A 13,600-nucleotide genomic window follows, 5' to 3' on the forward strand; every position below is an offset into this window, starting at 1 on the left:
GGGGAGCAGGGGAGACAAAGAAAGTAACCATGCCCAAGGCCCAATGCCCAGTCAAGGGCGTATCTGGCTGGGATTGAGTAGCTTGACTCGTAGTCTGCGTCCCTATGACTCGCTGGCGACGATTTGGGATATGGTTGCTCGTACTGCGTATACCCAGCTGAATTATTCGCCATTACTACTATTGGGAACTTTGGTGGGAATGCCTCTGATTTATTTAGCTCCGCCTATATGCGTGATTATAGGTGCAGTTTGGAGCAATTGGGCGATCGCACTTACAGGTATATTAGGATGGCTATTAATGACTTTCGCTTACTACCCGACAATCCGCTTTTATAAATGTTCTCCCTGGTTCGCATTGAGCTTACCTGCGATCGCTTTTATCTATACACTGATGACTCTAGACTCAGCACTCCGCCATTGGCAAGGGCGCGGCGGTGCTTGGAAAGGAAGAGTCTACCCCAACCCAGATAATTTATAGCTGGGATAAAATTTAATTTCAAAATCATTATTAATTCTCTCGAATTGCGATGTTCATGTATAATAGCTCCCTTTTATTCGCGAGTTTTCATCGCGAATAATTTTTGATTATCCCCGTCTTTTTGCCAAATTGGGGTGCTCCCTAAAAAATCGTGAGCGCATCCAGCAGAACTCATAACTCATTCACCTGAACGATGTACGTATAATTCTTTCTTTGTATAAAAATATATATAACCTATTATGTTATCAATAACAAAAATGATTTGGCATACACCTAATGATAGATAGATTTTATTAAACAAATAGTTTAGATTTGTAACAAGTTACACAGAACTAGGTAAAACACATGGCCAACATAATTGAAACTGCTACTAACAATGGTTCTTTTAACACACTAGTTGCAGCAATCGAAGCGGCTGGTCTGGTAGATACGCTCCAAGGTGCTGGCCCATTTACCGTCTTTGCACCCACTGACGAAGCATTTAACAAGCTTCCAGCAGGTACAGTAGACGCATTACTTCAAGATATTCCCAAGCTCAAGAAAATCTTGACCTATCATGTTGTCTCAGGCAAGGTACTGGCTGCTGATGTAGTTAAACTGAAGACAGCTACAACAGTTGAAGGTTCGGATGTAAAAATTGACGCATCTAACGGCGTTAAGATCAATGATGCAACAGTTGCAGCCGCAGACGTTGCTGCTGATAACGGTGTCATCCACGTAATTGACACAGTTTTGATTCCTGCATAACCAAACGTCAGAATAGCAAATGCTATTTCTGGGGTGACGACTACCTATAGTCGTTTATTTATTACAGACTGGTTGAATGTTTTTTAGTAAACATCAACTACCAACAAATCCATCTAGACAGGGTCTAGATGGATTTATTGTTTTATGCGTGTAGAAGCGTTGCAATTGCTAGTTTCTCTTAATTTAGATGTAATCAAATTTTTAGTTTTGCTAAACCTAAATAACGGATACCTTCGGGGGAAATGTCAAAACGGCAAGGTAAGACTTCTAAACCGAGAGCGATCGCATCCCGCAATAATTTACCATATATAGGATCTGTGCGATCGCCAGGGGAGAACTCAATACAATCACCCCGATTGATAAAGTAAAGCATCACTGCACGAGTCAAAGGTAATAACGCCATCAGTTCTCGCAAGTGTTTTTGTCCTCTTGTAGTCTCCGTGTCAGGAAATAGGGCTAATCTCCCTTCAGACAAAGTTGTATTTTTCACTTCTAAGTAAATCGGGCGTTCCTCATCACTCCCCGTCAAGAAAAAATCCACTCGACTTTTTTTATCTAGCCCATAAACCACCTCGCCCTTAATTTGGCTGTAGTTGCCCAATTCTGGAAAAAGGTATTTCATCAAAGCTAGTTTTACCACCCGATTGGGCAAAAAAGTATTTATGCCTACCCAAGTCGGCTCATTGTCATGTACCTGAATAAGTTCTAAAGTGTAAGCCAATTTGCGGTTAAGATTATCGCTTTTGGAAAGCTGTACCGCACTTAGAGGTGTCGATACTCCAGTCATTGGCCCTGTATTAGGACAGTGTGCTGTCACTATTTCGCCAGAAGTAAGTTGAACGTCAGCAAAAAACCGCTTGTAACGCTTGAGTAAAATACCGGGATACAAAGGTGGGTACTTAAATATCCACATTTTCAATACTTTCAGCCATTACTTTTTCTAAAATGCTCATCATTCTGCTTGTTACTTTTTGACTACCATAGCATTTTTATAGCCTACAACCCTTTCCCTACCTAGCTTTTTTAGTTGTTGAAGTATTACTCCAATAACTTTCAGCTAAGAGGAAATAGCTAAATTGACAGCCCGGACAGTCCCCCCATTAATCGGTATATCCGAAGACGTGATTAATAGTGAAATATCATAATCAATTGTTGAGCGATTATATGATGAATACGAAATAATGGCACCTCCAACCACTAACGATGCTTCGGAATCTGTAAGTTCCTCCATTTCTGGAGTTGCATCTAGGTTTATGTCGGTTGTTAGAGCTTTGTTTTTTAATACTTTCATCACTTTTTCCTCGCTAAATATAACTGCAAGCTAGCGACTGCATACTGATTGTATAAACTGACAACAGAACAATCAAGGGAAATATCGAAATATCCTACTTTTCTTACTTAAATTACTTTTTACGCACACTATTTAATACATTAATTATTAGGCGTTACTGGGTGCGAGAATCCAACTAAGTGAATTCAGGGAATTGGAAGTAAGTGAAGGCGATGATGATATTGGTTTAAGTCACATCAAAGGTGGGTAACGGTAAAGCCAATCTATCATTATGGAACCTTGTTCCTGTTTAGACATCTCCAGCAATTAAATACGCTTTATCCAGAAACCTTGTAGAGACGTAGCAATGCTACGTTTCTACATTCTTTTTCGGAGATGTCTTTTGTAAATATACGTCGATTCTTTGCCCACCGAACCCATATCTGCAAATCTTTTCAGCAGCTACTCTGCCCTGTGACAGAATTTAAGCAACTTTATATATCATGGATTGTCAATTTTTGTAGTCAAATTGACAACATAGTAATAAAAAGTAGCATATACTAAGTATTACAAGCCTCCCATAAGAATCTGGGAAAATTTCAACGTGCAAGGAGGTAAATCCTATGCAAAAAGTGTGGACAGCAACGGAATTAGAATATGCTTTTCTATTTACTCTTAAAAAGGTAAATTCCATCAGTCTAGAAGGTTTCAAGGCATTTTTTAATAATATGCCTCTTGACCCTTATATCAAAAACAATTATCGTTCCAGAAGATTATCTCGGTTTACAGTCTCTGGAAATGAGTTAATCAAATTACCTCATGGCGTCTTCTTTCAAAGTAAAGAGTATAATCGATTAGCGGGTGATATCAAAAGAGAGTTTGCAGAATTAGATGATGCACTCATAGAACTTGATATTTTCAAAAATCTTGTTTTAGCATTTAGTGATTCTTGTAAACTTCATCCTGAAGCTGAAATCGGAGTTCATCAAATTAGAATTAGTTGTTCTCCAGATAATTTTGGTAATCCAGCACCTGAAGGTATCCATCAAGATGGCACTGATTTTATTGGCATATTCTCAGTAGATAGAGAGAATATTCAAGGTGGAGAAACACATCTGTATACTGCCAAAAAAGAAAAGCCTGTATTTAGCAAAATTCTAAATCCGGGAGAACTCCTATTGGTTAATGACCATGAGTTTTTCCACTATGCCAATCCTATAAAACCACAAACTGAGGCTCAAGGAAATTGGGATGTTTTTGTTCTGACTTCTCCCAGCTTGCTTTCAGAATAATTTTAGTGCGAGAATTCAGCACTCAGAAAGCAGAATCAATTCAGTATTATTAGTATATTGATTCCACAATTATTCTGCTGTTTCTTAAACTCTGAATTCTAGTTAACCGTAAATATTTTAAAATTTACGAGATATGGGGAATTGAATTTAGTCATTTCCCCAATTTTTTATTATGAATTGGACATAATTTAGCTGATAATGGTTTATTAAAGTTGATGGCTCATATTTAATACATAGCCATAAACTGCTGAATCATTACACAAATTTTATTCGTGATATTTTCACTAAACTGAACTCCTAAATCTGGATGTGTACAATATTCCATTTATCAAAACTTAGGGTGTGTGTTGGTTTTATTTCACAAAAACTATGAAATATACTTAAAATATGGAGGTGAGTGCATAGGTTAGGCTACAAAACAAGCCTGCTGGAATTCAATTAACTGAATCAACCAAACAAATGCCATGAATGACGAATTCTACAATAAAGGATTGGAAAAGGCTAGGCGAAAAGATTACGCGGGAGCAATTGAGGAATTTAACCATGCTTTACAACTGACACCTTACTTTAGTGAAGCTTATTTGCAACGGGGTTTAGCACATTATGACTCAGGAGCAATTCTGAAAGCTGTTTCAGATTATACCGAAGCCCTGAAGCTGAATCCTGAGAGTGTAGAGGCATATTATTGTCGAGGATTGGCTAGGGTAGCGCTGAAAAATTTATCGGGGGCGCTAGATGATGTTGAACGCGCAATTCGTCTCAATCTCAATTATGCTGCTGCTTATAACCTACGGGGAATGGTGCGGCGCAAACAGGGTTTTATTCAAGATGCGATCGCTAACTTTAAAAAAGCTGCTGGGTTATATCTAGAGCAACACGATAAAGAGAATTGTCGTCTGTCTTTGGAACGAATTAAACAGCTACAACCTAAAGAATTACCTGCCCTTGAGGAATCGCGTTCCATCAATGCGCCAATTTTATCTACCAATGATTATTTCACGCAATTATTAGAAAAGGCTGAAAAGGGAGATACTCAAGAAGCACTTGCCGATTTAAACTGGGTATTAAAAGCCGATCCGCAAGATGCCCAAGCTTACTGCTGTCGTGGGGTTGTACGTTGTAAAATCGGGAATTATCGAGAAGCGATCGCAGATTTTAATCAAGCATTACGACTAAATTTTCAAGATGCTATTGTCTATCGCAACCGAGGTAAAGCACGTTCTGTCTTGGGAGATCATCAAGGTGCGATCGCGGATCTTAACCAAGCAGTTCAGATGCAACCCGAAGATGTCTTAGTTTATATTGCCAGAGGTAATGTTTATCGGACAATGGGTAATTATCTCGGTGCAATTCAAGATTATACCCAAGCGTTGCAAATTAATTCTGATGAGGCTCAAGCTTACTACAATCGTGGCATTGCCTATACTTGCTTAGAAGAAATACAAAATGCTGTCGAAGATTATCAACGGGCGGGGAGTATCTTTTGCGAACAAGAAGACTGGGAAAATTATCAACAAGTCTTAAATAGCCTAGAAAAAATCCAGAAATTTAGTCCAGAGTCAAAAAAGCAAAAATATCACCTGCTACGTCAGCGACTTTTACGAATGGTTGGGGGATACTGGGAAATTGCCGAACGATTGATTCAGCAAAACAAAGATTACCATCCTGGGATGTCAGACGAGTGGTATTTGCAAAAAGTGATTGATGATTTAGAACGCGATCGCAATAGATAAAATATAAATGCCACTACAAACATAAAATCACCCGTACATTATTTATACGGGTGAAAATGCGATCGCTTGTTATTTTCCAATGAAACTAAATGCGCCTTATATTTAGCACCGTCTCAAAGTTTAGTTAGAAGTGCGACTTTGACGGCGACGGCGCAATCCAAACATACTAACTGCTCCCACCGCAAACATTGATAGAGTCACAGATGGTTCAGGAACGGTAGCACCAATTAACGCTTTAACATTTGCCTCGCCGATATCAAGAACGACGACAACATCATTAAAGTCGCGATCGGAACCTTCGTTCCACTTACCAGTTACAGAATCTACCCCTGAAGCGTGTAAACCACCGTATAAATCCTCGAATGCTAGGAGGATGTAGTTGTTGTAAGCATAAGCAACTGTGTGCTGTAGCCCGTCAGCGTTAGAAGCAGTATCAGTACCAAAGATATTGGCAGAGGTACCACGGTTCAAACCATCAGCTCTTAACCAGAAGTCAAGTTGAGTACCTGCGGTAACATTACCAACTTTGACCCCATCACCTAGTTTTAGTGCGTTACCGCCCCAGCCGCCAACACATCCAGTGCCTTCACAAGAAATATCATTAAAAAGCAACCCAGATTTGTTAGTAGTTCCTGTAGCTTCAAAGGCTAACTGGTTTCTATAACCTGCGCCCTCATTAATAAAGTAAACAGAAACATTGTGGTCGTATTTTAAATTTAATTTACTGGGGTCTAATTTAAATTGTCCGCTGTTTGGAAGAGCAACACTTTCTGCTTGGACAAATTGTTGAAAAGGAGCGTCATTAAAACCAGTTTGAGACTTATTATATACAGTTGGTTGAGTCCATGAACTATTCCAATTAAAACCAGCAGCAGATGCAGCTTCTACTTGGGAAACTAATCCGGTTAATGTCGCTGTAGCCGCAATCAAGGCAGTGAATAAATTAGATTTCATCTTAAGAGCCATTAAGTAGGAAAAACAATTGAGATAATGCTTTTTTAGCAGCTATCTGTCTTCAGTTGTTTCTTACTTCTAACAGCCACAGTTCTGCAACGTCAATCTGTTTATTTACTTTTGCTAGTATATTTAAATAGCTCTTTATTTAAAGTGTTTTTACTGAAATAAGACATTTTTGATTTGGTATTATACTGTTATCAACACTTAGTATTTCAACTTATGTATGATTAAAACTTCATGAATAATATATACTTTTGATGAAAATCAGATATGCAATTTCTCTAGTGAAAAGCTAAAAGCTTTATCTATAGGAATTTCCATTTAAATGAGGTAGATAAGTAATGGTATACCGTCATCCGTATCAACTAAGCCAAGGCTTAGTTAATACGCTGCTATACAAATAGAGATGATCTCCGTACTTACGTTGGAAAACGTAGTAATCTATCAAATCCATGAAACCTGGGGAAATAAGTTTAGTCTTTGTTTTAAGCGCTAAAGCATTTACTACGTACTACGCTTTCGTTGGCTTGATTAACTAGCAGTAGTCTGTCAAAATCGACTTCGGTATCGTCAGAATCTAAAAGTTATGCCGAGGATGGGAGACAATTTAAGGGGGTTGTACCTTAAAATGACAGTCTTTGCTTAGGCTTGATGAATATCTTTTAAGGTTAAAATAATCAAGCTTTTCCAGAGCTACATTCCCCCTTTCACAGATAAAATCTATATATGAACGCTACACAAGAAAAACTAAAAGCTCAGGTAGAGCAGGCTTTAATCGCTGCTTTTGGTGCTGACTTCGCTGGAGTAGATCCAATTTTGGTTCCTGCTAGTAATCCTAAATTTGGCGATTATCAGGCGAATGTGGCTTTATCGCTGAGTAAAAAGAAAGGATTGCAACCAAGAGCGATCGCAGGTGCGATCGTTGAGAAACTAGATGTATCCGAAATCTGTGAACCACCGGAAATCGCTGGGCCAGGATTTATCAATCTGAAACTGAAAACAGCATACTTAGAAGCACAACTAAACGCGATTCAAGCCGATCCCAGACTGGGAGTTCCAGCCGCGAAAACCCCGAAGCGGGAAATTGTGGATTTTTCCAGTCCCAATATTGCTAAAGAAATGCACGTCGGACACTTGCGTTCGACGATTATTGGTGATTCCATCGCCCGGATTTTAGAATTTCTTGGACACGATGTACTGCGATTAAATCATGTCGGTGATTGGGGTACGCAGTTTGGAATGTTAATCGCCTATCTGCGGGAAGTTTACCCAGACGCGCTTACCACCGCTAATGCTTTAGATATTGGTGATTTAGTCTCTTTTTATCGCAAAGCCAAACTTCGCTTTGATGCCGATGAAGCTTTTCAAGAAACAGCACGCCAAGAAGTCGTCAGATTACAAGCAGGTGCAGAAGATACACTCCATGCTTGGAAACTCTTGTGCGAACAGTCGCGGGGGGAGTTTCAAGTAATTTATGAGTTGCTGAATATCAAGTTAATTGAACGCGGAGAATCTTTCTATAACCCTTTACTATCTGGGGTTGTAGAAGATTTGGATAAATCTGGGTTACTGGTTGAAAATCAAGGGGCAAAATGTGTTTTCTTGGAAGGGTTTACAAATAGAGAAGGTGAACCTTTACCCTTAATTGTGCAGAAATCAGATGGCGGTTATAACTACGCCACAACAGATTTAGCATCTCTGCGCTACCGGATTCAGCAGGATGAAGCAAAGCGGATAATTTATGTAACAGATGCTGGACAAGGAAACCACTTTGCCCAATTTTTTCAGGTAGCACGCAAAGCCGGATGGATTCCTGACGATGTGGAATTAGTCCATGTTCCCTTTGGGTTGGTGTTAGGAGAAGATGGTAAGAAATTTAAAACTCGTTCTGGTGATACTGTGCGGTTGCGGGATTTATTAGATGAAGCTGTTTCTCGTGCCCATGCTGACCTAAAAACTAGATTACAAAAAGAAGAACGTCAAGAAACTGAAGAATTTATTAATGAAGTTGCTAGGGTAGTTGGAATCAGCGCAGTTAAGTATGCAGACTTAAGCCAAAATCGCACCAGTAATTACATCTTCAGCTACGATAAAATGCTGGATCTTAAAGGTAATACTGCGCCCTATATGCTGTATGTTTATGCACGGATTCATGGAATTAGCCGCAAGGGTGATATTAATTTTAAAGAGTTGGGAAATAATGCCGTTTTGTTGCAGCATGAAACAGAATTAACACTAGCAAAATATTTACTTCAACTGGATGAAGTTATTAGTAGTGTAGAGCAAGACTTGCTGCCCAATCGTTTATGTGAGTATTTGTTTGAACTGAGTCAGAAGTTTAACCAATTCTATGATCGCTGTCCTATACTCCAAGCGGAGGAACCGCAGCGCACATCTCGCTTGATTCTGTGTGATTTGACTGCTAGAACTCTGAAGTTGGGATTATCTTTATTGGGAATTCAGGTATTGGAGAGGATGTAATATTTTTTTAACGCAAAGGTACGCTGAGGTAGCGCTAAGGTACGCAGAGTAAGAGTTAAGCTGATTTTTTCTTTGTGTACTTTGCCGTTTTTTAATCAGAATTGCTGGACTGGAGGCGATCGCTTATGGTACGGACACCATCAAAAAACATAACTTTGGCAGAGTTTCTAATTTTACCAGAAACCAAGCCTGCTAGTGAATACATCGATGGCCAAATTATTCAAAAACCAATGGCACAGGGAGAAGATAGCACTATTCAAGGTGAACTGATTATTTTTATTAATGCTATCTTGAAACCCCAAAAAGTTGCACGAGCATATCCAGAACTGCGGTGTACTTTTGGCGGCAGATCAATTGTCCCGGATGTAGCGGTATTTACCTGGGAGAGAATACCTCGCAAAGAAAATGGCAGGGTAGCAAATTTATTTTCAGCCGCTCCTGATTGGACTATTGAGATTCTATCGCCTGACCAAAGACAAACAAAAGTTACAAAAAATATTTTACATTGCCTGAATTATGAAACACAAATGGGTTGGCTGATCGATCCAGAAGAACAAACGGTATTTGTGTACATCCGCAATCAACAGCCAGTCATGTTGGATGAACTAGAAGGTTTACTTCCAGTGCCAGATTTTGCAAGTGAGTTGAGGCTGACGGTAGGAAATTTATTTGGTTGGCTGTTGGAGTAAACCCAATCATGTCAAACTCTGACGGACTGAGTAAGGAAATACACCAATTACAACAGGTTTTATGGGTAGGAATCGGTTGTAAACGGGAAACATCATGGCAGTTGATCGATCTGGCAATTGAGCAAGTATTTCGAGAAAATCAACTTTTTCCAAGTGCGATCGCAGGGATTGCTACCATTGACACTAAAGCCTCGGAAATTGGTTTAATAGAACTTTGCAACCGACGCAATTTGCCCCTAAAAACCTTTTCTGCCCAAATCCTTCGCTCTGTCTGTGTTCCCAACCCTGCCACAATTACCGACGATAAAGTAGGTACACCTAGCGTAGCAGAGGCAGCTGCTATTCTTGCAGCTACTCAAACCCCATTGTTGAGTGCTTACGCTTTTACCAGCACAGAAGCATTGCGGGTGAAGTTCTTAGTTTCTAAACAAATTTTCCAAATACAAGGGCAACTAGGAGCGGTAACGCTAGCTGTTGCCCAAGCTTCAAATATTAGTATTACAATTTCCCAATTTTTCTAGTCAACAACTCTCAAAAAATAGTTAATTATACTAGATACAATAGCTAGTACAATTGAACCTAACAAAGCAGGTAAAAAGCCGCGAATCTCAAAACCAGAACCAGGAGTTAAGGCACTTGCTAACCAAAGGGTTAAAGCGTTGATCACAAATGTAAATAAACCAAAGGTGAGTAAGGTAATAGGAAATGTCAAAAGACGCAAAATTGGTCTGATAAAGGCATTAACTAGCCCGATAACTAGTGCGGCAACAAGGGCTACAACAAAATTATTGACAACGAAACCATCAACGATTTTAGAAGTAATTAATAACGCTACCGCAGTACCAAGCCAAGTTAATAAAAAGTGTTGCATAAGTTGTTTTTAGAGGAATTAGCAGTAAGTTTAATTAATTTTACTATTGCAAGTTGTGATTTTTAACACTACTAAGTATCGTTGTATTTGCTTCTAAAGTTGCCATCATCTTTTATCAGCCCAAAAGCAATGTAATTTTTCAGCACTGGCATAGAGAGATACTTCTAATTGGTGTATCTCGATCGTATTGGAGGATTGCCAGTTTCTATAATTGACTGACAAGTTTTTTTGGCAATGTGGGGATTAAACCTCACACCACTCGAAGTGTCGTGATTCCTGCTTCAATCAGATTGGCACTCATAATTTTTTATTCCCTCAATACTAGCTATTTTACCTGTTTTAGGGAATGAAGCAGCCCTGCTTTTAGAGTCGATATACAAAAAACCCTGTTTCCAAGCTGATATCATCAAATAGATGTAACGGTAGTTGAAATGGGAAACCTAAGCCTATCCGCCCAAAAATCATGTAGCGATGAATCAGATAGGCAGCGATTGCCCCACTTTATTTAAACCCAATTCTCAACACAGTGATGACTTTAGCTTGTCACAGATGGTCGATCTGATTGCTGATAAATTCGGCATTTATATCAAGCCACACTATCAAGATACATTAAAGAAAAATCTTTTAACTCGCATCCGGGCACTGGGATTATGCTCGCTCGATGATTACTATCAGTTCTTGGTGGCAAGAAATCAATTAGTTCCTGGTGCGACAGAGTGGCAAGAACTAATCTCTTTACTCACTGTCACTGAAACTTATTTTTTTCGGGATCAGGGGCAGATGTCGCTGCTCAAAAATCAGCTGCTTCCAGAGTTAATCGAGCGCAAACGAGAGCTTAGTTTAACTCAGTGCAACGCTGCTAATGGAGAATTTTATCGTCCGACATTACGGCTTTGGAGTGCCGGGTGTTCCACTGGTGAAGAAGCTTACTCACTTGCAATTTTGGTGAAGGAACTAATTCCTGACAACCAGACATGGGACATTCTGATTTTAGGCACAGATATTAATCAACCCGCGATCGCTCTGGCTCAACAAGGAATTTACAGCGATTGGTCTTTTCGGACAACCACTCCAGAGATCAAAAATCGCTGCTTTCGATCCCACAAAAAAGGTTGGAAAATCGATCCTGCTATTCAAGCAATGGTCACATTTCAACCTGGAAACCTGATGCAGGATAACTTTCCTGCTTATGCATCCAGGATTCACGATTTTGATTTGATTATTTGCCGCAATGTGTTTATTTATTTTGACTTCAACGCGATCGCCCAAGTTATAGACAAGTTTTACTGCTCTCTGACACCGGGAGGGTTTCTGCTCACAGGCCACACGGAATTACACGAGCAAAAAACTGAACCGTTTCAAGTCAAAAATTTTCCACAATCTGCGGTTTATCAAAAGCATACCTCACTCGACGAGCAGAGCAAAGTCTTGAATACCATAACACCTGCTGCCATTGAGAGCAGGGAAACCGAACTTTTTTCCCCTTCTCTCCCAAGCTTGGAGACAGGCTTCGACGTGAGCGCTAACACTCAAACTCTTTTAGATGCAGCCAAAAAATCACTAATTCAAGAAGCTTATGCCGATGTCATTCAAATAGCGGAACAACTGATTGCTCATGCTCCCCAAGACTTTCAGGCATATTGTTTGATGGCAGAAGCTTACGCGAATTTTGGCGATTACTCCCAGGCGAATCAGGCGTGTCAGCAGGCACTCCAGATCAGCCCATTGGCGAGCGAACCCTATCATTTGTTGGCTCAAATTGCCGAAGAGCAAGGAGATCGCGACAGTGCAAAATTATTTTTAAAACGTATTATTTATCTCGCTCCTAATTCTGTTACTGCTCACCTGGAATTGGGTTCTATATACGAACGAGAGGGAAATGAAAAACAGGCTCAAAAAACCTGGCGATCGCTTTTAGAAATTTTGCAAAATCTACCCCAACAAGCGATCGATTCCCATAACCAGCAAACCACTGCTCAACTAAAAGCACACGTTCTTAAGCACTTAAATTCAACTAGTTATGAGCCATGAATCTTATTTAATGTTTAAACTCAATAATTTACGCTATGGCATTCCGGCTATAGCCGTGCAAGAACTCTTCTTTCTGCCAGAAGTGACTGCGATCGCACAAACTCCCAGCACAATTTTAGGCGTGATTAACCTGCGAGGGAAGTTTCTCCCCGTGATGGATTTATATCACCGTTTAGAACAAGCACGTCCCCCTTTTCAATTGACTGACAGCATGATTGTCCTAGAGTGGCAAACTCAACGAATGGGAATCATCGTCAATCAAGTGGATAGCGTGCAAGCGATCGCACCTGATCGGATCGCTGTCAATGTTTGTGGTCAATCAAAAGAGAGTTTGCAGGATAAATTAGTGGCTGGCATTGCCAATGTCGAGGAGGGCATCATTACATTGCTCAATCCCGAACTGTTGGTGCAACACGCCTTTATAGAGACTGTTTTCAATCTAAATTCTGATTTTAACAACGGCTCAGTCAATGACGCACTAAAACATTCCTCTGATTCAGCCCTAAATCAGAGCTTATACGCTCATTTTGATTCGCAGGAGCAACAGATTTTGCAAGAGCGAACTGAAAGTCTGCGGTGTTCAATTAATGAAGAGGATTCGGCATCGCTCTTGCCTCTGGCTGTTGTGGGATTAGGGGGTGAGTACTTTGGGTTTGGCTTGGAAACGGTGCATGAGTTTACCGAGATTCACAAGATTACCCCGATTCCCTGCTGTCCGCCGCACATTGTTGGCAACATCAACTTGCGGGGCGAAATTGTCACCTTAATTAACATCAATAATGTAGTTGATCTGCCCATGAATGGGGTGCGATTGCATCAGCAAGCCGTTGTCGTGCGTCTGGATCAACGAGTGGCGGGCATTGCCGTAGATGACATTTTTGATGTGACGTATATCCATCCTTCCCAAATGATCGCGGCTCCAATTGCCCTGCATTCTGCCAAAGACGACTATCTCCAGGGTGTCGCACCTTATCGCGATCGGATGATGAGCATCATCAATTTGTCTAAATTGCTCACTTCAGAGGTGTTAGTTGTCAATGAAGAAGTCTAA

The 13,600-nt window shown here is 40.2% G+C and carries 12 protein-coding genes and 1 pseudogene; 9 read left to right on the top strand and 4 right to left on the bottom strand.

What is annotated here, in order from left to right; translation table 11 throughout:
- Positions 1-478, top strand: a pseudogene (locus tag RMY16_RS16670) (glycosyl transferase family 2); the annotation flags it as partial.
- Positions 479-823: 345 nt separating this feature from the next.
- Positions 824-1,225, top strand: a complete 402-nt coding sequence (locus RMY16_RS16675) for a fasciclin domain-containing protein (RefSeq protein WP_322662579.1) — start codon at positions 824-826, stop codon at positions 1,223-1,225.
- Positions 1,226-1,418: 193 nt separating this feature from the next.
- On the opposite strand, the gene sfsA is transcribed toward RMY16_RS16675, so the two are convergent.
- Complete coding sequence (gene sfsA, locus RMY16_RS16680; protein ID WP_416211679.1) at positions 1,419-2,138, bottom strand: DNA/RNA nuclease SfsA; 720 nt, start codon at positions 2,136-2,138, stop codon at positions 1,419-1,421.
- Positions 2,139-2,282: 144 nt separating this feature from the next.
- A complete protein-coding gene (locus RMY16_RS16685) occupies positions 2,283-2,516 on the bottom strand; it encodes a hypothetical protein (protein WP_322737338.1) in 234 nt (77 codons plus the stop codon).
- Between the two features lie 602 nt (positions 2,517-3,118).
- Here RMY16_RS16685 and RMY16_RS16690 point away from each other — a divergent pair.
- Entirely contained in the window at positions 3,119-3,787 is a 669-nt protein-coding gene (locus tag RMY16_RS16690; protein ID WP_322737339.1) for a 2OG-Fe dioxygenase family protein, read from the top strand.
- A gap of 464 nt (positions 3,788-4,251) precedes the next feature.
- Positions 4,252-5,520: a tetratricopeptide repeat protein gene (locus RMY16_RS16700; protein ID WP_322737340.1), complete on the top strand. Its 1,269-nt coding sequence runs from the start codon at positions 4,252-4,254 to the stop codon at positions 5,518-5,520.
- Between the two features lie 120 nt (positions 5,521-5,640).
- On the opposite strand, the gene RMY16_RS16705 is transcribed toward RMY16_RS16700, so the two are convergent.
- Positions 5,641-6,474, bottom strand: coding sequence for a DUF4114 domain-containing protein (locus RMY16_RS16705; RefSeq protein ID WP_322737341.1), 834 nt, complete (start codon positions 6,472-6,474; stop codon positions 5,641-5,643).
- 729 nt (positions 6,475-7,203) lie between these two features.
- Here RMY16_RS16705 and argS point away from each other — a divergent pair.
- The 3 genes from argS to RMY16_RS16720 all read left to right on the top strand — a co-directional run bounded on the left by argS (position 7,204) and on the right by RMY16_RS16720 (position 10,168).
- A complete protein-coding gene (gene argS, locus RMY16_RS16710) occupies positions 7,204-8,958 on the top strand; it encodes an arginine--tRNA ligase (RefSeq protein WP_322737342.1) in 1,755 nt (584 codons plus the stop codon).
- Between the two features lie 125 nt (positions 8,959-9,083).
- Positions 9,084-9,647 (top strand): Uma2 family endonuclease, encoded by a 564-nt coding sequence (locus RMY16_RS16715; RefSeq protein ID WP_322737343.1) that lies wholly within the window; start codon positions 9,084-9,086, stop codon positions 9,645-9,647.
- 8 nt (positions 9,648-9,655) lie between these two features.
- The gene (locus RMY16_RS16720; RefSeq protein WP_322737344.1) at positions 9,656-10,168 is read left to right on the top strand and encodes a cobalamin biosynthesis protein; all 513 of its coding nucleotides are present in this window, start codon (positions 9,656-9,658) and stop codon (positions 10,166-10,168) included.
- Here RMY16_RS16720 and RMY16_RS16725 read toward each other — a convergent pair.
- A complete protein-coding gene (locus RMY16_RS16725; RefSeq protein ID WP_322662548.1) occupies positions 10,165-10,518 on the bottom strand; it encodes a phage holin family protein in 354 nt (117 codons plus the stop codon). The genes RMY16_RS16720 and RMY16_RS16725 overlap by 4 nt on opposite strands.
- 471 nt (positions 10,519-10,989) lie before the next feature.
- Between RMY16_RS16725 and RMY16_RS16730 the strand changes: the two genes are divergently transcribed.
- Together RMY16_RS16730 and RMY16_RS16735 are read left to right on the top strand one after the other, a co-directional pair.
- Positions 10,990-12,549, top strand: coding sequence for a CheR family methyltransferase (locus RMY16_RS16730; RefSeq protein ID WP_322737345.1), 1,560 nt, complete (start codon positions 10,990-10,992; stop codon positions 12,547-12,549).
- Entirely contained in the window at positions 12,539-13,600 is a 1,062-nt protein-coding gene (locus RMY16_RS16735) for a chemotaxis protein CheW (RefSeq protein WP_322737346.1), read from the top strand. Before RMY16_RS16730 ends, RMY16_RS16735 begins: the two co-directional genes overlap by 11 nt.

Source organism: Nostoc sp. DedQUE12b (assembly GCF_034530835.1).
Classification (GTDB): domain Bacteria; phylum Cyanobacteriota; class Cyanobacteriia; order Cyanobacteriales; family Nostocaceae; genus Nostoc.